Here is a 17,060-nt window from a genome sequence, read left to right on the forward strand (position 1 = left end):
CGGCCGTCGCGCCGTTCCGCTAGCGGATCAGTAGTACTCGCCCTGGCGGTAGTCCCAGGAGTTGAACTGCTCGGCGAGGTTCAGCATGATGCGCTCGTAGTCGAGGCCGCGGCGGATCAGCACGGGGCCCGGGGTGATCGAGCGCTCGCCGCCCTGCACGGGGATGAGGGCGCCCGAGGCGTCCACCATCGAGACCATGACGCCCTGCTCGTGGCGGGAGTCCTCGTCCTTGTCCGGCTGGATCGAGGAGACGTAGGAGTCGGCCGAGACGATGACGTCGGCCTCGTTCTCGATCCGCTCGCCGATGTTCGCGACGCGGCCGCGGTTGCCCACGCCCGAGGGGTTGGCCGAGCTGGCGAAGGTGAGGGTGCGGTCGCGCTCCCACATGGTGGCGACCAGCTGCTCGGCCGGGCGGCCGAAGCGGATGACGAAGCAGCTGGTGCCCCGTCCGTCGCGGACCAGCTCGCGGGCGTCCTCGTCGATCAGGTCGACGGCCTCGGCCTTCCACGGGAGGATGCAGCCGAGCAGGACGTCCTGGTCCCAGTGCTTCTGGTAGAAGGCGAGGACCTCCTCGTTGAGCTCGGCGAGCTCGGTGAGCTGCTCGATGCTGGAGCAGAGCACGACGCCCGGCTTGTTGCGGTTGCGCTGCTTGGCCGAGAACTTGCGCTCGAGGCCCGCTCCGTCGGTCGTCATCAGGATGTAGCCGACCTTGGTCGCGCAGACGACCAGTCCACCGGGGGCGTAGAGCGCGTCCACCGCTTCCGCAGGAGCCTGCTCACGCCATTCGATCACCGTCGTGCTGGTCATTCTTTCCCTTTCGTGGTGTCCAGAGACGCCATGGGCGGGGCCCCGGCCGAGCGGAAGCCTAGCGGATCGCCTCCCGTCGTCCGCGGCGGTGATGCCGCGAACGGACGCGCACCGGGCTCCGGATCGACTCCGGTGCCCGGTGCGCGCCCGTCCGCGCCGCGCGCGCCGACGGGACGGCTCAGGCGAGGGCCGTGAGCGAGCCTCGCGCGAGCGTGTTGACGGTCAGATGGAAGCCGACCAGCGAGGCCGGAGTCGACTCGTCGACCGGCAGCGTCGGCACTCCGAGCGCGTGCACCGTGAAGAGGTAGCGGTGCGGGCGGTCACCGGGCGGCGGGGCCGCACCGGCGTAGGCGAGCGACCCGAGGTCGTTGAGCGCCGGGCGCCCCACGTCCGTCGAGCCGGCGGCCAGCTCGGTGACCTCCTTCGGGATGTCGACCAGGACCCAGTGGTGGATGCCGCCGAGGGTCGGCGCATCGGGGTCGAACACGGTCACGGCGTACGACTGCGTGCCCTCGGGGCCGGCGCTCCAGCGCAGGGACGGGCTGGTGTCGCCGCTCCCCTGGGCCTCGGCGAGCCGCTCGCCGTCGGTCACGTCGTCGCTGGACACCTCCAGGGGCGCCGTCGCGGGCAGGAAGTCGAGCGGGTGCGGGGGCGTGCTCCTGGTCAGATCGGTCATGTCGTTCTCCTTCTCTCTCAGTCGGTGACTCGGCCGCGGACGCCGTCGAGCCAGTAGTCGGAGTGGCGGTCCGCGGTCGCCGCGTCGCGGAACGAGTACGTCTTCAGCAGCCAGCGGAAGCGGGTCTTGTCGCGGTCCTGGACGTCGACGAGCTGACGGCTGTGCAGGCCGTCCTGGTTCGCGATGATCAGCAGGTCCGCGTCGCGGATCCGGTGGTACTGCTCGCTGACCTTCGAGAGCGCATCGCGGAACTGCCAGAGCGCCCACAGGTGCGGCAGGTCGTCCGGGTCGGCCGGCACCGTCCGGGTGTCGTAGTAGCGGAAGCTGTGCTCGTTCTCGAGCAGAGCGTGCTGGTCCGACACGATCTGGTTCTTGTTCTGGGCGCGCGAGAGCTCGTCGAACGGGGTGATGTAGACCGCCTCGCGCAGGAGCGCCTGGTTCTCGGGTGAGATGAAGCGCAGGATCTCGCGGCCGTCGACGTACTTCGTGTAGACGAGGTCGGTCTCGGGCGTGCGCAGCCCCAGGAGCGAGATGAAGTCGGCGCGCACCGGGTGCGCGGTCCGCTCGTTGTGCCAGTACAGCTCGCCGTCGGTCTTCTGCGTCTGGGTGTTCGAGAAGCGGTTGTCCGCGTAGACGTCCTGGAAGAAGTCGCCGTTGTTGCGGGTGGCGTACGCCAGCAGCGGCGATCCGAGGTACTGCGACTGCAGCTCGAGCAGGCCCTCGCCGACGAAGGTCAGCTTCTTGCGGTATTTGTCCTCGAGCGCGTCGTCCTGGTCGAGCCAGGGGATCTCGTCGTCGACCGGGTTGTTCGAGATCAGGTGCGCGTAGGTGATCTTCTCGTCGCGCTCGCGCCGGATGCGGGCGAGCGCGTCGACGAAGCCCTGCGGGACGTCGCCGCTGTCGATCAGCGCGGCGATCGCGTCGCGGAAGCGGTCGTAGTCCTTGTAGGGATCGATGGCGATCGCCAGCAGCGACTGCTGGAGGGCCGATCGGTCGGAATCGGAGAACGTGTAGATGGGCTGCATTGCTTCACTCCTTGCACGTGGATGAGGGACGCCGCCCGCGGGCTCGTCCCGGACTTCCTCTGTCACTCCGCTTCTGCGGTGACGGCCCTCCTCTCCTGTCGCCGCATCGAGACGGCCCCGATCGTCTGCGCGAGGACCGCGAGGACGACGAGGACGACGAGGGTCGGCGCGGTCCCTCCCGTGTGAGGGACGAGGATCCCGGCGCCGATGAGCAGGACGGCCTGGAGGATCCCCTGGTTGCGCTCCAGTCTTCGCATCACCGCGACCCGGGCGCCGTCCTCGAGCCCGTTCATCGCGGGCGCCAGGGCGATCATCGTCGCGGGCCTCACGAAGCCGCCCGCGATCCCGAGCAGGGCGAGGCCGGCGATCGCGGCACCGAGCACCCCGAGGGTGGTCAGGGCGAGGCCCAGCACCTGGGTGAGCGCCGTCAGCCTGAAGACCAGGGGCGTGCCGGCGATGAGCGGTGAGAGCCGGGCGGCGGCCAGGCCGGCGAGCGTGTAGAGGCCGAGCACCAGGCCGAACGCGGGCAGCGTCAGTCGCAGCTCTTGGAACAGCAGCAGCGGGATCACGAACGTGTAAGCGGCGAGCAGGACGGCGCGGTTCACGGAGTAGTAGAGGGACCAGAAGCGCACCGCGGCGGGCAGGACGGCCGGCCGCACCGCGCGCGCCGCCGCTCCCGAGGCGGCGCTCGCGCCGAGCGGCAGGCGGGCGAGGAGCACCACGGCCAGCGCGGCGCACGACACGAGCGCGCTGAGGAGGAACGGCAGCCGGTCCCAGAGCGCGAGCGAGGCGGCCCCGAGCACTCCCGCGCCGAAGGAGGCGAGGAACATCCCGCTCTGCACCCGCGTCTCCTGGCGGCGGGCATCGGCTCCATCGCGCAGCGAGGAGGCCAGCGCGGCGTCCCGCCCGGCCGTCAGCGCGAAGCCGCAGCCGGCGAGCAGCTGGCTGATCACGACGGCGACCGGATCCGCGTTCAGCACGATCACGACGAGGCCGAGGGCCTTCACGCCCTCGCCGAAGACGAGCGCCCCAGCCGAGGACAGGCGGCGCGTGAGGGGCGAGAGCGGGCCGTCGGCGAGCGCCGCCACCACTCCGTAGAGCGCCAGCAGCAGCGCCACGGCCAGGATCGGGTACCCCCTCGCCAGCAGGAACACTGCGACCACGGGCAGGTGGAAGTAGGCGCGCGAGACGATCCGGTAGACCGTGATCAGCCCGGCGGCGCTGCGGCCGCGCGATGCGTCCCCGCGCCCGAGGTCAGACAAGGGAGGGCACGACGACGCGCAGTGCGTCGGCGCCCACGTCGCCCTGACGGACGATCGACGCGCCGCCCACGAGGGAGACGATCGTGCTGCTCATCGTGGAGTCGGGGGCGGTGGTGCTGCGGATCAGGTAGTCGCTGTCGCCGCCGAGGTGCTCCGCGGCGAGGTCGAAGTCGACGAGTCCGGTCGACACCGTGCCGCTGATGTTGGCGGAGGTGGCCGCGAGCGGCAGGCCCGCGAATATCGAGAGCAGGTTGATCGGGGCGCTGAGGTTGTGCACGACCGACACCGTGTCCTGGCCCGAGGTGACCCAGTCCGGGACGACGGGCTTGCGGCGCAGGATGACGTTCAGCGGCCCCGGCCAGAACGCTGCGACGAGCGCGTCCATGTCGGCCGTCTCCGGGGCGAAGGCCCAGGTCGCCCAGTCGCGGGGCGCGGAGACGAAGAGGGTGAGCGGCTTCGCGCCGTCCCGCTTCTTCATGTCGTAGAGGCGGGAGCAGGCGCTGCGCGAGAAGGGGCTGGCGAACACGCCGTAGTTCGTGTCGGTCTGCGCGATGACGGTGGCGCCCTCGCGGAGCTCCTGCCCGACGCGCCGGAGCTCGTCGAGATCGGACGCGTCGATGATCTGTGCCGTCATAGGTGGTTCTCCTGCTGCGCTCGGGCGCGTCCGGCGGGACCGGATCGCGTCGCTGTCGGGGGTGGTCCGCTGACGGCGGCGTCCCACGGAGGACGCCTGGCGGGGGGAGGGTGCTGAGCCCGTCCCGATGCGGGTGACCACGGAGGAGAGATGCGGCTGCGTCCTCCCCCCGAGGACGTCTGCCCGGCGAAAGTAGCACGGTGCGAATCCGGCTCGAGTGTTCACGACTCTGCGTGACGAAAGAAGTCGACGACGCCGGGGAGCAGGGTCGACGATCGGTATGTTCCGCTGACGCGCCGCATCTCCGCGGCGTTCTCCGGCTCCGCGGATCCGCGCGATCGTCCGTTCGACGGCGCACCACGCCCAGGGCCGCACGGCTCGCGGCGACCCGGTCTCCGGCCCCCCTCCCCGACAGAAGGACCGCCCATGATCGACTACTGGCCCGTGCTCCTCATCCTGCTCACGATCGTGGCCGTCGTGGTCCTGATCGTCGTGCTGAAGGTCGAGCCGGTGATCGCCCTCCTCGTCTCGGCCCTCGGGCTCGGCCTCGTCTCGGGGCAGGGCGGCGAGGGGACGGTGACGGCGATGACGTCCGGATTCGGCGCGGTCCTCGGCGACATCGGCCTGCTGATCGCGCTCGGACTGCTGCTCGGGTCGCTCCTGGAGGCGCTGGGCGTGGCTCCGCTGCTCGCCCGCTGGCTCGTGGCGCGCTTCGGTCGGCGCGCGCTCCCGGTCGCGTACGCGCTGACCCTCGGCGTAGCCTTCCCCTCGATCTACTCCGACGTGCTCGTCGTGATGAGCGCACCGCTGACCCGTCTGGCCTCGCGGGGGCTCGGCGCCGGAGGCTACGGCCTGCTGGCCGGCTCCTCCATCGTCGGGATGATCGTGGGCGTGGTCTTCGTCGTCCCCGGAGCCGCGGCGCTGGCCACGGCGGGCATCGCGGGCGCTCCCCTGCCGTCGATGGTCGCCATCGGCGCCCCGCTGGGCATAGTCACCATCGTGCTGACCGTGCTGGTGTACAGCGCCCTGGTGAAGCGCGGCGGCTGGCGGGACGAGCGCGACCTCGAGGGAGGGGCGGTCTCCGGACCCGCTCCGGAGTCCGAGGCGGGCGCGGCCACGGGAGGCACGGCGCTCGCGACGCGGCGGGTGCCGCTCGCGCTGGCCGTCGCCCCGATCGCCCTCACGATCGTGCTGATCGCCACGAACTCGCTCACCCAGCTGGCCGAGCTCGACGTCCCGCTCCTGCGGTTCCTCGGTGACGCGCACATCGCGCTGCTGGCCGGCCTGGTGCTGGCCTACGCGACGGCACTGCGGATGCTCCCGAAAGGCACCGTGTCCACGGCACTGGGCGGAGCTCTGACCCGCAGCGGCCCGATCGTCATCCTGACCGGAGTCAGCGGCAGCCTCGCCGCCGTGGTCGGAGGAACCGGGGTCGGCGACGCGCTCGCCGGCGCCTTCGACGGGCGGGCACTCTCGCCGATCCTCCTCACCTGGGTCGTCGCGGCTGTGCTGCACGCAGCGATCGGCTCGGTCTCGACGGCCGCGATCACCGCGGTCGGAATCGTCGCTCCGCTGATCCCCGTGCTCGACGTGAACCCGGCGCTGATCGCCCTGGCCGCCGGCTCCGGCGCGCTCTTCCTCGGGATGGTCAACGCCAACGCGTTCTGGCTCTTCAAGTCCGTGCTCGGCCTCACCGTGCGGGGCACGTTCACCGCCTACTCGCTGACGCTCTCGATCGCCTCGGTCATCTCGCTGCTGGCGCTGCTGGTGGCGGGAGCGTTCGTCTGAGCGTCGGCCGGTCCCCAGGAGGCGACGGTCGCGAGGTCGGCGCCGAACTCGACCCGGAGGCGGACCGGCGGGCCGCCGCGCAGCACGTCCGGCAGCCACAGGCGCGCGTCGTCCCACATCCGGTCGAACGGCACCTCCTCGACCGGGACGAACGCGGCCGCGAGCTCGCTGGACGCGGCGACGTCGCCCGTCGTCCGGCGGCAGAGGAAGACGTGGGAGCGCTGGCTCCACGCGGGCCGGTGGGGGAAGGAGTAGTCGAGCACACCGCGTGGCTCCAGGTCGGCCGGGAGGGCGACGAGCCCCGCCTCCTCCTGCAGCTCGCGGACGGCCGCGTCGACGGGCGACTCGCCGGGCTCGAGCTTGCCGCCGGGGGCGACCACGCGGCCCTCGCCGAGGCCCCGGCGCTTCCGGCCGAGGAGCACCTCCGCACCCCGCGGGCCGTCGCGGAGGACGTAGACGACGCAGACCTCGGGCAGTCCCACCGCGCACCTCCGCTCCGGCGGGCCGGGGGCCCGGCACCGCCGTCGTAGGCTAGCCCGGTGACGACGACCGCGCTCGAGCGCTTCCAGGCCCTGCTGCGCGTCGACACCGTGTCCCACTCGGACGAGTCGGCGACCGACTGGAGCCGCTTCCACGCCTTCCGGGAGCTCGTCGCCGAGCTCTACCCGGCGCTGCACGCGGCGCTGGAGTCCGAGACCGTCGCCGGCCACTCCCTCCTCTGGCGCTGGCGAGGCGAGGAGCCGGGCGAGCCGGCCGTGCTGATGGCCCACTACGACGTGGTCAGCGTGACGGCGGCGGAGTGGTCGCACGACCCGTTCGCGGCCGAGACCGTCGTCGGAGCGGACGGCCGCACCTCCGTCGTGGCGCGCGGCGCCCTCGACGACAAGGGCTCCCTCGTCGCCCTCCTCGAGGCGGTCGAGGCCGCCGTCGTCCGGGGCGAGCGGCCCCGGAACGACGTCTACCTCCTCTCCACGCACAACGAGGAGACGGCCGGCGACGGCGCCCCCTCGGTCGTAGCCCTGCTCGGAGCACGCGGGGTCCGCCCCCGCCTCGTGCTCGACGAGGGCGGGAACGTGCGGCGCGGCATCCTGCCCGGCGTCACCACCCCGATCGCCGTGATCGGCGTCACCGAGCGCGGGATCATGAACCTCGAGCTGACCTGCCGCGACGTCGGCGGCCACGCCTCCGCTCCGCCGCCCCCGCCCGGGCTGCTCGCGACCCAGCGGCTCGCGAGGGCGATCCACCGCCTGACCGAGAACCCGTTCCCCTCCACCCTCCCGGAGCCCATCGCAGAGCTGGTGCGCGCCGCTGCCGACCACGCGGACGCGGCCCACGCCGTCTGGTACGCCCGCCCGCACGAGCACCCGGACGCCGTCATCGGCGCGCTCGCCGCCCACTCCAACCGCTCGGCCGCGATGCTGCGGACGACGGTCGCGATCACCGAGCTGCGGGGCAGCACCGGGGCGAACGTCCTCGCCTCCAGCGCGAGCGCCACGGCGAACGTGCGGATCAACCCCGGCGGCACGGTCGCGGGAGTGGTCGAGCGCATCCGCGCCGTCATCGACGACCCCGAGGTCGAGGTCGAGGTGAAGGTCGCCCACGAGCCCTCCCCCGTCTCCCCCACCGGCGAGCCCGGCGACGGAGGGCCGTACGACCTGCTGCGCGCGGTCGTCCAGGAGTCGTTCCCGGAGGCGGTCGTCGCGCCCTACGTGCAGACCGGCGGCAGCGACGCGCGGCACTTCCACGCGATCAGCGACCACGTCTACCGCTTCATCCCGTTCGAGATCAGCCCGCGGCAGCAGCTCGGGATCCACGGGGTCGACGAGTCGGTCGAGACCGACCAGTTCGAGCGCGCGATCGCGTTCTACGCGCGGCTGCTCGCCCGGCTCTGATCCGGGTCGGTCGGCCGGGCCTCCGGCAGCGCGCCCGGCGGGGATCCGTCCCGTGCGGTGGTCCTCCGGGGTCCGGGAGGACCGCGCAGCGACCGGCAACCTGGGAGAACCGTTCGATGACGCGCCGACCGGTGTTGGCCGGGAGTTCACCCCGCGATGATGGACTGGTTCCAGCGGGGTCGCCTCCGCTGAGACAGAGCGCAAGTGCCGACGCCGGGTCGCGTGATCCGGCTCCCGCCGATCGTGGAACCCGAGGATCATGTCCCTCCGCCAGGCCGAGTACCCCCGGCCCAACCACTTCATCCTTCACCTGAGCGACACCCACTTCATCGCCGGAGACGGCGGCCTCTACGGCTCCGACGTCGACAGCGAGGCCCAGCTGCGGCTCCTGTTCGACGAGCTGGAGGCGTCCGGCGGACGACCGGAGGCGATCGTCATCACCGGCGATCTCGCCGACAAGGGCGAGCCGCAGGCGTACGCGAAGCTGCGCGCCGTCGTCGAGCCCGCGGCCGCGCGCCTCGGCGCCGAGGTGATCTGGGTGATGGGCAACCACGACGACCGCGGCGCGTTCCGCTCGGGGCTGCTCGACCAGCTCCCGACCACGCAGCCGGTCGACCGCGTGCACGACGTGAACGGGCTCCGGATCATCGCTCTGGACTCCACCGTGCCCGGCGCCCACTACGGCGAGATCTCGGATGCGCAGCTCGACTGGCTGGCGGAGGAGCTCTCCAGCCCGGCCCCCCACGGCACGATCCTCGCGCTGCACCACCCCCCGGTGCCGAGCGTGCTCGACCTCTCGGTCCTCGTGGAGCTGCGCGACCAGCCCGCCCTCGCGGAGGTGCTCGAAGGCTCCGACGTCCGCAGCATCATCGCGGGCCACCTGCACTACTCGTCGACAGCGATGTTCGCCGGCATCCCCGTCTCGGTCGCGTCGGCCACCTGCTACACGCAGGACCTCAACGTGCCGGTGGGTGCGACCCGCGCCCGCAACGGCGCCCAGGCGTTCAACCTGATCCACGTCTACGACGACACGGTGCTGCACTCGGTCGTGCCGATCGGCGCCTCGACCGAGGTGTCCTACGTCTCGGCGAACGAGACCCAGCGCATCCTCGCGGACCACGGCGTCGAGATCGCCGCGGCGACGGCGGCCCCGGTCTCGCGCGACGAGGCTCTGTACCCGCCGCTCGTGGAGCCGGTGGGCGTCAGCGCCTAGGGCCCGCCGGGCTCCGCCCGCCTGGGGGCGTGCGATCTGCAGGAGATCGTGCGATCTGCAGGAGATCGTGCGATCTGCAGGCCCTCCCGGGCGTCGCGTGCGATCTGCAGGCCCTCCTCGCCGCGGTGTGCGATCTGCAGGCACGCCACCCTGCCGCGTGCGATCTGCAGGGGAGGGTGCGATCTGCAGGCCGTCCAGCGCGGAGATCGATCTCATCCGCTCGACGAGGCCGCGACTATCGAGATCCCCTGCAGATCGCCCCACCACCTGCAGATCGCACCGGCCACTGCACATCGCGCCGGCCCCTGCACATCGCACAGTGCGGGGAGGAAGCGGCTCCTTCACCGGGGAGCGTGCGATCTGCAGGAGAACATGCGATCTGCAGGAGATCCGGTCCGGTCGGTGTGCGATCTGCAGGAGATCGGTGTGCGATCTGCAGGAGATCCGGTCCGGAGAGCGTTCTCATCCTCGTGCAGAATCCACGATGGTCGACATTCCCTGCAGATCGCACTGGCCCCTTCGGATCGTACGGACCCCTGCAAATCGGACAGGCCCCTGCAGATCGGACCGACCCCTGCAGATCGCACAGGCCCCTGCGGATCGCAGGCACACGCCTCCTCCGAACGGAGCCGCGGACACGTCAGCGCCCGGAGCCGCCGGCGCGGTCCCGCGCGAACAGCCATCCGGCGAACGCCAGCGCCGCGGCCAGCGCGACGCCCACGCCGACGCCCGCTCCCACTCCGATGCCCGGGAACACGAGCGAGCTCGCCAGGCCGAGAAGCAGCCCGGCCACCGCTCCCCCGACGGCCCAGCCCACGGTCAGTCCTCGCGCTCCCACGGAGCCGGGATCGGGTAGTACTCCTCGAGGAACCCGATGACGGCCTTGGTGCGCGCCTCCGCCGAGATCTCGGGGAAGCTGCCGTCGTTGAGGCAGAAGAAGTCGACTCCGCGGTTCTTGAGGAGCTTGCGCATGTCCTTCAGCCCCTGGTGCATCGTCGTGTCGACGTACTTCACCGAGGCGTTCTCCTGCACGACCGCGCGGCCGGTCATCAGCGCGTAGTAGTGGTAGAGCGAGTTGGTGACGGAGACGTCGCTCGCGGAGCGGAAGCGGCTCGCGGCGGTCGCGGTGAACTCCGGCTCGAACTCGGCCTCGAGCTCGGCCATCACGGTCTTGCGGAGCGGCGTGGCGGCGTGCTCGAGGTGACGGGTCGTCATCGCGCCGAAGCGCTCGCGGAGCAGGCGCCGGTTGACGCGGGCCGCGTTCTCGAAGCCGCTGCGGGAGGCGTTGGAGTCGCCCATGCCGATGCGCGTCGTCGCCTCGATGAACTTCGTGATACCCCCGGGCGAGAAGAAGGTCGACGGGTCGACCGGGCGCCCGAAGAACATGTCATCGTTGGAGTAGAGGAAGTGCTCCGCCAGCCCCGGGATGCGGTGCAGCTGGCTCTCGACCGCGTGGGAGTTGTGCGTCGGCAGCACCGAGAGGTCGCGGAAGTGGTCCTCGCTGCGCACGAGGGTGACGTCCGGGTGCTCGTCCAGCCAGCGCGGGCGCGGGGAGTCGGTGACGATGTAGATGTGCCGGATCCACGGCGCGTACATGTAGACGCTGCGCAGGGCGTACTTGAGCTCGTCGATCTGGCGGAAGCGCGCCGGAGCGTCGTCGCCCTCGCCCACCACGTAGCTGGCCATCCGGGCCGCACGGGCGCGCTGGAACTCCAGGTCGGTGCCGTCGACCCACGAGAAGACGATGTCGACCTCGAAGCGGATGTCGCTGACGAGCGGCTCGAACATGCCCTCGAACGTCGGCCAGGTGCGGCCGTACGCCTCGACGTGGGCGTCGATGGCTTCGGCGACGGGGAGGCTGTTGCGCATGAGCGCGTTCTCGGCGGGAGTGATGATCTCCTCCTCGCCCACCTTCCACAGCTCGAGGCGGACGCCGCTGCGGGCGCCGTAGCGCAGCGATCCCGTCGAGGAGACGCGCGGGCGGAAGAGCTTGAAGACGGAGGCGCGCGGATACGGCGCGAGCACGCCCTCGGCCAGGAGCTGCGGCGGGGTGCCCCGCTTGTCGACCGTCTTGGCGTAGAAGGGCTCGGTCGCGAAGGCGCGCGCCAGCAGCGTCGCCAGCTCGGCGCCGAGCACGCGGTCCACCGCGAGGAAGGGCGAGCCGTCGGTGCCGCGGATGAGGCGGTAGGGGAATTCGGCGGCGTCGAGGACCTCGCCGATGGCGATCAGGTCCTCGGTCCAGGCCGCGCGCGGCGTCGTACTCGAGTTCACCAGCGAGAACAGGCCGGCATGGACCACGACGTCGTCGCGGTCGAAGTGGCGCGGGCGCAGGAGCGGTGACGGAAGAGCACGGACGGAAGGCATGATTCACATTATCCGCCGTGGATTTCGTCTGTGTGACCGGGGCGTCGTCTTGACAGCGACCGCGGGCCCGCACGGTCAGCGCGAGAGCGACTCCAGACGGTCCCTCGCCTTCTCCGCGGCCTTCGCGGCCCGCCTGGCGCGGCGACGCTCCTCGGCGGCGACGACCCCCAGCGCGAAGGCCCCCTCCCCGCTGCGATCGGCCTCCTCCAGGATCAGCGCGCGGGCGGCGAGCGCGTCCCGCTCCTCCCCCAGGGCGTCGGCGAGGTCCTCGCCCGCCTCGGCGAGCGAGCGGCGCCGGGCGCCGACGGCCTCGGGGACGACCGAGCGCCACGCCTCCACGGTGTACCGGAGCCGCTTCGCCGCCTTCCGCAGGTCGTGCCGGACCTCGAGCGCGCCCCCGGCCGAAGCGGCGCCCGCCGCGGAGATGCGCGCGAGCTCCTTCGCGACGGAGCGGCGCACCAGCGCAGTCGCGCTCGAGCCCGCCCGCGCAGTGCGGGGCGGGTCCGCGAGCACGGCGTCGAGCGAGGCGAGGAGCGCGAGGTAGCGGCCGCCGCGCAGAGTGCGGTCGACGCGGCGCAGCGCCGAGGCGTGCCGGTGCTCGATCTCCTCCAGCAGGGCGGAGGGAGTGCTCGGGGCGCCCTCGACGGCCGCCAGGGAGGCGCGGAACCGCTCGGCGAGCACCTCCTGATCGCGGGCCGCGCCCAGGACCCCGCCCAGCCAGCGCAGCTCGTCCCGCACCGGGTCGGTCGCCGCACGGTCGAGCACGGAGCGGGAGGCGGCGAGGACGGAGCGGAGCCGGCGTGCGAGCACGCGCATCCGGTGCAGGGCGTCATCGGCCTCGAGGCGCACCCGCGGGTCGACGGCGCGCAGCTCGCGCAGGAGCGAGCGGACCGCGGCGAGCGCCGCCTCCCCGCCGTTCCGCGGATCCGGAACCGTCTCGTGGATCGGGCCGCCGGTGGCCCGGGCGAGCTTGGAGGCGCTGGCGGCGGGGCGGGCGCCCGCGGAGAGGAGGCGCCGCTCGATCTCGTCGAGGACACGCTCGCCCTCGTCCCGCGGGACGTCGACGAGCTCGACCTCCCACTCCCTCCAGCGCCGCTCGCGGCCGGTGCGCTGGTCGCGAGCGGTCACCAGGTCGTCGGCGATCTCGGCGAGCTCCCGCCCGTGGGAGTCGAGGGCGCGGGTGATCGAGCGGACCGTCTCCAGGAGCGCCAGCGGCTCGAGCGGCGCGCGCCCCACCTGCCCGAGCACCGGCTCGCGGACGGCGGACGGGACCGTGCGCGCGGCCGTGAGCTCCGCGTGGATCTCCGTGCGGCCGGAGGAGCCGGGCAGCTTGACGTGCCAGCCCTGGTCGGATCCGCCCTCGCGGCGGCGCAGCGTGATCCGCGCCCTGGAGAGAGCGCGGTCGGCGGTGTCGAAGTACTCGGCGCGGAGGGTCACCGGCTCCTCCGTGCGGACGCCGGCGACGCTCCCGGCGCCGGTCAGGTCGGGCAGCCGGGTGCCCGCGTCGACGTCGTACTTGCGCTCGACCTCGGTCTGCACTCTCCGCGCACCGCCCGCCCGGGACGTCGCCGACTCGTTCTCCGCACCGCTGGCCATGCTCCATTGTGATCACGCCCGACGCTGCTGCGGCACCCCGGGGCGGCCGGGGGTGCCCTCGCCCTAGGCTGGAGCGATGACCGCGCCCGTTCCGCCCGTCGCCCGCCGCGTCCCCCTCGAGCGCCGCCACCACGGCGACGTGGTGGTCGACCACTACGAGTGGCTGCGCGAGAAGGAGAGCCCCGAGGTGATCGCGCACCTCGAGGCCGAGAACGCGTACACCGAGGCGGTGCTCGCTCCTCTCGCCCCGCTGCGCGAGCGCCTGTTCGAGGAGATCCGGTCGCGGACGAAGGAGACCGACCTCTCGGTCCCCGTCCGGGAGGGCTCCTGGTGGTACTTCTCGCGCTCCTACGAGGGCCGCCAGTACGCCGTGCACTGCCGGGCGCCGATCAGCGGGCCGGACGACTGGACGCCGCCGTCGATCGCCGAGGGCGGTCCGCTCGAGGGCGAGCAGGTCGTCCTGGACGGCAACGCGGAGGCGGACGGGCACGACTTCTTCTCACTCGGCAGCTTCGACGTGTCGGCCGACGGCACCCGGCTGCTCTTCGGCACCGACGTCGAGGGCGACGAGCGGTACACCCTCCGCATCCGCGACCTCGAGACCGGTGAGGACCTGCCGGACGTGATCGAGGGCACGGGCGGCGGAGCGACCTTCGGTGCCGACGCGCGCTTCGTCTTCTACCCGACCGTCGACGAGTCCTGGCGCCCCGACACCGTCTGGCGGCACGAGGTCGGCGCCGGGACCCCGGACGAGGTCGTCTTCGCCGAGCCCGACGAGCGCTACTGGATCGGCGTGGGCCTCACCCGCAGCCGCCGCTACCTCGTCATCGAGATCGGCAGCAAGATCACGAGCGAGTGCCTGCTGCTGGACGCGTCCGACCCGACGGGCTCCTTCCGCTCGGTGTGGCCGCGCCGCGAGGGCGTGGAGTACGAGGTCGAGCACGCCGTCGTCGACGGGCGCGACCGCCTGCTGATCGTGCACAACGACGGCGCCCTCGACTTCGAGATCGTCGAGGAGCCGGCCGACCTGTCGCTCGACGCCGACGCCCGGGCCCGCGAGCGCCGCGTGGTGGTGCCTCACCGCGAGGGCCGTCGGATCGAGGGCGTCGACGCCTTCGCCGGGCACGTCGTCGTCTCCTACCGCGCCGACGGCGCCACCCGGCTCGGGCTGCTCCGCGAGGACGGCACCGGAGCGCGGCTCGAGGAGATCGTCTTCGACGAGCCGCTCTACGACGCGGGCCCGGCGGGGAACCCGGAGTGGGAGCAGCCCTCTCTCCGCCTCGCCTACACCTCGTTCGTCACCCCCTCGACCGTGCTCGCGCTCGACGTCGCGACGGGCGAGCGCACGGTGCTCAAGCAGCAGCCCGTGCTCGGCGACTACGACCCCGCGCTCTACGTGCAGCGGAGGGAGTGGGCGGTCGCCGAGGACGGCACGCGGGTGCCCCTGTCGCTCGTCTGGCGCCGCGACGCCGCCGACCCGGACGCCGCCCCCGCGCCGCTCCTCCTCTACGGCTACGGCTCCTACGAGGCCAGCATCGACCCGGGCTTCTCGATCGCGCGCCTCTCGCTGCTGGACCGGGGAGTCGTGTTCGCGATCGCGCACGTCCGCGGCGGCGGCGAGATGGGCCGCTCCTGGTACGAGAACGGGAAGACGCTGGCGAAGCGGACGACCTTCACCGACTTCGTCTCCGCGGCGCGGCACCTGGTCGACGCGGGCTTCACCACTCCGGACCGCCTGGTCGCGCAGGGCGGGTCGGCCGGCGGCCTGCTGATGGGCGCGGTCGCGAACCTCGCCCCGGAGGCGTTCGCCGGCGTCCTCGCGCAGGTGCCTTTCGTCGACGCGCTCACCTCGATCCTCGACCCGTCGCTCCCGCTCACGGTGATCGAGTGGGACGAGTGGGGCGACCCGCTGCACGACGCCGAGGTCTACGCCTACATGAAGTCGTACTCGCCCTACGAGAACGTCCGCGAGGACGTGCAGTACCCCCGGATCCTCGCGACGACGAGCCTCAACGACACCCGGGTGCTCTACGTGGAGCCGGCGAAGTGGGTGGCCAGGCTCCGCGAGGTCGGCGCTCCCGCGCTGCTGCGCACCGAGATGACCGCGGGACACGGCGGGGTGAGCGGACGCTACGAGCGCTGGCGCGAGATCGCGTTCGAGTACGCCTGGACGCTGGACGTGCTCGAGCTGGCCTGAGCGCCCCGCCGCAAGCCCCTCCGCCCGTCGCCCGCGGCCAGTAGGGTTCGGGGTGCCGACGGAGGGAAGAGCATGAGCGCAGGCCTGTCGATCGACCGCATCGCCGCATGGGTGGCGGACCAGAGGTGGTACGCGAGCAAGGGGCGGCGCCCCGAGCTGGAGGTCCGCGGCGCCTGGTCGCTGCACCCCGGCGAGGCGGAGGTGGTGGACCACCTCTTCATCGACCGGGCGGGGACGAGCCCGGTGCTGTACCAGGTGCCGGTGACCGTCCACGCGGCTCCGGTGCCCGGGCTCGAGGACGCCCTCGTCTACTCCGACGACGCTCACTTCGTGTACGACGCTCCGCGCGACCCGGTGTTCGCCCGTGCTCTGCTGGGCATGATCGCCGACGGCGGCCGCTCCGACGAGGACGGCGCCCGGGGCGGCGCCCGCGCCGAGGGCCACCGGCAGCCGGGGGCCGCGATCGGGGCGTTCGCGTCCTCGAAGGTTCTCAGCGGCGAGCAGTCGAACACCTCGGTGATCGTCCGCACCACCGCCGACGACGGATCCGACGCGACCCCGGTGATCGTCAAGGTCTTCCGCGCCCTCCACCACGGCGACAACCCGGACGTGACGGTGCAGTCCGCGCTCAACGCCGCCGGGAGCGCCCTCGTCCCGCCCGTGATCGGCAACGTGACCGGCGAGTGGGACGACGAGGGCGAGGAGACGGGCCGCGCCTTCGGGCACCTCGCCTTCGCCCAGGAGTTCCTCCCCGGCGTCCAGGACGCGTGGCGCGTCGCCCTCGAGGCGGTCGCCGCCGACTCCGACTTCACCGGCCCCGCCCGCGAACTGGGCCGCGCCACCGCCGAGGTGCACGCGACGCTCGCCGAGGTCATGCCGACCGAGGACACCACGTCCGAGGTCGTCGAGCGGATGGTCGCGACCATGCGCCGGCGCCTGCGCATCGCATCGGCCGAGGTCCCCGTGATCGCGGAGGACTCCGAGGCGATCGACGCCGTGTTCCACGCCGCCGAGACCGCGCCGTGGCCGAGGCTCCAGCGCATCCACGGCGACTACCACCTCGGACAGGTCCTGTCCGTGCCCGACCGCGGCTGGGTGCTCCTCGACTTCGAGGGCGAGCCGCTGCGGCCCATGCACGAGCGCCGTCTTCCCGACGTGGCCCTGCGCGACGTGGCCGGGATGCTGCGCTCCTTCGACTACGCGGCCGGCGCGCACGAGCAGGCCGAGCCGGGCGCCTCGAGGGCGGCCTGGGCGGCGGCGAGCCGCGCCGCGTTCCTCGAGGGCTACACCGAGCGGGCGGGCGACGCGGTCACCGCGCACCGGGCGGTGCTCGACGCGTTCGAGCTCGACAAGGCCGTCTACGAGGCGATCTACGAGGCGCGCAACCGGCCGGAGTGGCTGTCGATCCCGGTCGCCGCAGTGCAGCGCCTCGCCGGACGCTCGTAGGGTGGCAGGCATGAGTGACGACACCGACGGAAAGAAGCCCCTGGACCCGCTGAGCGACTTCAGCATCCCGGGCGACACCGACCTGCACACGAGCGGCGACGCCTCGGGCGCCGACGGCGACGAGGTCGCGGAGCCCGGAGCGGACGAGGACTGACCCGGC

The 17,060-nt window shown here is 72.6% G+C and carries 15 protein-coding genes; 6 read left to right on the forward strand and 9 right to left on the reverse strand.

Annotation, left to right across the window (positions count from 1 at the left end):
* Positions 1 to 27: 27 nt before the first annotated feature.
* The 5 genes from C5C24_RS00230 to C5C24_RS00250 all read right to left on the reverse strand — a co-directional run bounded on the left by C5C24_RS00230 (position 28) and on the right by C5C24_RS00250 (position 4,404).
* Complete coding sequence (locus C5C24_RS00230) at positions 28 to 807, reverse strand: L-threonylcarbamoyladenylate synthase (protein ID WP_104223084.1); 780 nt, start codon at positions 805 to 807, stop codon at positions 28 to 30.
* 178 nt (positions 808 to 985) lie between these two features.
* Complete coding sequence (locus tag C5C24_RS00235) at positions 986 to 1,483, reverse strand: YbhB/YbcL family Raf kinase inhibitor-like protein (RefSeq protein ID WP_104281544.1); 498 nt, start codon at positions 1,481 to 1,483, stop codon at positions 986 to 988.
* Positions 1,484 to 1,500: 17 nt separating this feature from the next.
* Positions 1,501 to 2,508 (reverse strand): TauD/TfdA family dioxygenase, encoded by a 1,008-nt coding sequence (locus C5C24_RS00240; RefSeq protein ID WP_104281545.1) that lies wholly within the window; start codon positions 2,506 to 2,508, stop codon positions 1,501 to 1,503.
* Positions 2,509 to 2,570: 62 nt separating this feature from the next.
* Entirely contained in the window at positions 2,571 to 3,770 is a 1,200-nt protein-coding gene (locus tag C5C24_RS00245) for a hypothetical protein (RefSeq protein WP_104304016.1), read from the reverse strand.
* Complete coding sequence (locus tag C5C24_RS00250) at positions 3,763 to 4,404, reverse strand: L-threonylcarbamoyladenylate synthase (protein ID WP_104304017.1); 642 nt, start codon at positions 4,402 to 4,404, stop codon at positions 3,763 to 3,765. The genes C5C24_RS00245 and C5C24_RS00250 overlap by 8 nt, the downstream gene beginning before the upstream one ends.
* Positions 4,405 to 4,830: 426 nt before the next feature.
* Between C5C24_RS00250 and C5C24_RS00255 the strand changes: the two genes are divergently transcribed.
* Positions 4,831 to 6,192: a GntP family permease gene (locus C5C24_RS00255; RefSeq protein WP_104276525.1), complete on the forward strand. Its 1,362-nt coding sequence runs from the start codon at positions 4,831 to 4,833 to the stop codon at positions 6,190 to 6,192.
* Here C5C24_RS00255 and C5C24_RS00260 read toward each other — a convergent pair.
* On the reverse strand, positions 6,120 to 6,674 hold the full coding sequence (locus C5C24_RS00260) for an 8-oxo-dGTP diphosphatase (RefSeq protein WP_181109952.1): 555 nt from the start codon (positions 6,672 to 6,674) through the stop codon (positions 6,120 to 6,122). The two genes, C5C24_RS00255 and C5C24_RS00260, sit on opposite strands and share 73 nt — an antisense overlap.
* Before the next feature lie 57 nt (positions 6,675 to 6,731).
* On the opposite strand from C5C24_RS00260, the gene C5C24_RS00265 reads away from it, so the two are divergent.
* Positions 6,732 to 8,084, forward strand: coding sequence for a M20/M25/M40 family metallo-hydrolase (locus C5C24_RS00265; RefSeq protein WP_104281548.1), 1,353 nt, complete (start codon positions 6,732 to 6,734; stop codon positions 8,082 to 8,084).
* A 259-nt stretch (positions 8,085 to 8,343) separates the two neighbouring features.
* On the forward strand, positions 8,344 to 9,297 hold the full coding sequence (locus C5C24_RS00270) for a phosphodiesterase (RefSeq protein ID WP_104281549.1): 954 nt from the start codon (positions 8,344 to 8,346) through the stop codon (positions 9,295 to 9,297).
* 640 nt (positions 9,298 to 9,937) lie between these two features.
* On the opposite strand, the gene C5C24_RS17755 is transcribed toward C5C24_RS00270, so the two are convergent.
* The 3 genes from C5C24_RS17755 to C5C24_RS00280 form a co-directional block, all read right to left on the reverse strand.
* Positions 9,938 to 10,114 (reverse strand): hypothetical protein, encoded by a 177-nt coding sequence (locus tag C5C24_RS17755; RefSeq protein WP_181109951.1) that lies wholly within the window; start codon positions 10,112 to 10,114, stop codon positions 9,938 to 9,940.
* Between the two features lie 2 nt (positions 10,115 to 10,116).
* A complete protein-coding gene (locus tag C5C24_RS00275) occupies positions 10,117 to 11,661 on the reverse strand; it encodes a stealth family protein (protein WP_104304018.1) in 1,545 nt (514 codons plus the stop codon).
* A 75-nt stretch (positions 11,662 to 11,736) separates the two neighbouring features.
* The gene (locus C5C24_RS00280; protein WP_104304019.1) at positions 11,737 to 13,257 is read right to left on the reverse strand and encodes a CYTH and CHAD domain-containing protein; all 1,521 of its coding nucleotides are present in this window, start codon (positions 13,255 to 13,257) and stop codon (positions 11,737 to 11,739) included.
* A gap of 76 nt (positions 13,258 to 13,333) precedes the next feature.
* Between C5C24_RS00280 and C5C24_RS00285 the strand changes: the two genes are divergently transcribed.
* The 3 genes from C5C24_RS00285 to C5C24_RS17760 all read left to right on the forward strand — a co-directional run bounded on the left by C5C24_RS00285 (position 13,334) and on the right by C5C24_RS17760 (position 17,054).
* A complete protein-coding gene (locus C5C24_RS00285) occupies positions 13,334 to 15,454 on the forward strand; it encodes a S9 family peptidase (protein WP_104304020.1) in 2,121 nt (706 codons plus the stop codon).
* 72 nt (positions 15,455 to 15,526) lie between these two features.
* The gene (locus tag C5C24_RS00290) at positions 15,527 to 16,900 is read left to right on the forward strand and encodes a phosphotransferase (RefSeq protein ID WP_104281552.1); all 1,374 of its coding nucleotides are present in this window, start codon (positions 15,527 to 15,529) and stop codon (positions 16,898 to 16,900) included.
* Positions 16,901 to 16,910: 10 nt separating this feature from the next.
* Positions 16,911 to 17,054: a hypothetical protein gene (locus C5C24_RS17760; RefSeq protein ID WP_181135445.1), complete on the forward strand. Its 144-nt coding sequence runs from the start codon at positions 16,911 to 16,913 to the stop codon at positions 17,052 to 17,054.
* Positions 17,055 to 17,060: the final 6 nt, after the last annotated feature.

Origin of the sequence: Rathayibacter sp. AY2B3, assembly GCF_002931755.1 — a bacterium.
Classification (GTDB): domain Bacteria; phylum Actinomycetota; class Actinomycetes; order Actinomycetales; family Microbacteriaceae; genus Rathayibacter.

Coding starts and splice junctions, on each gene's coding strand:
- C5C24_RS00230 (WP_104223084.1), bottom strand. CDS start 807: ATGACCAGCACGACGGTGATCGAATGGCGTGAGCAGGCTCCTGCGGAA.
- C5C24_RS00235 (WP_104281544.1), bottom strand. CDS start 1,483: ATGACCGATCTGACCAGGAGCACGCCCCCGCACCCGCTCGACTTCCTG.
- C5C24_RS00240 (WP_104281545.1), bottom strand. CDS start 2,508: ATGCAGCCCATCTACACGTTCTCCGATTCCGACCGATCGGCCCTCCAG.
- C5C24_RS00250 (WP_104304017.1), bottom strand. CDS start 4,404: ATGACGGCACAGATCATCGACGCGTCCGATCTCGACGAGCTCCGGCGC.
- C5C24_RS00255 (WP_104276525.1), top strand. CDS start 4,831: ATGATCGACTACTGGCCCGTGCTCCTCATCCTGCTCACGATCGTGGCC.
- C5C24_RS00270 (WP_104281549.1), top strand. CDS start 8,344: ATGTCCCTCCGCCAGGCCGAGTACCCCCGGCCCAACCACTTCATCCTT.
- C5C24_RS00275 (WP_104304018.1), bottom strand. CDS start 11,661: ATGCCTTCCGTCCGTGCTCTTCCGTCACCGCTCCTGCGCCCGCGCCAC.
- C5C24_RS00280 (WP_104304019.1), bottom strand. CDS start 13,257: ATGGCCAGCGGTGCGGAGAACGAGTCGGCGACGTCCCGGGCGGGCGGT.
- C5C24_RS00285 (WP_104304020.1), top strand. CDS start 13,334: ATGACCGCGCCCGTTCCGCCCGTCGCCCGCCGCGTCCCCCTCGAGCGC.
- C5C24_RS00290 (WP_104281552.1), top strand. CDS start 15,527: ATGAGCGCAGGCCTGTCGATCGACCGCATCGCCGCATGGGTGGCGGAC.
- C5C24_RS17760 (WP_181135445.1), top strand. CDS start 16,911: ATGAGTGACGACACCGACGGAAAGAAGCCCCTGGACCCGCTGAGCGAC.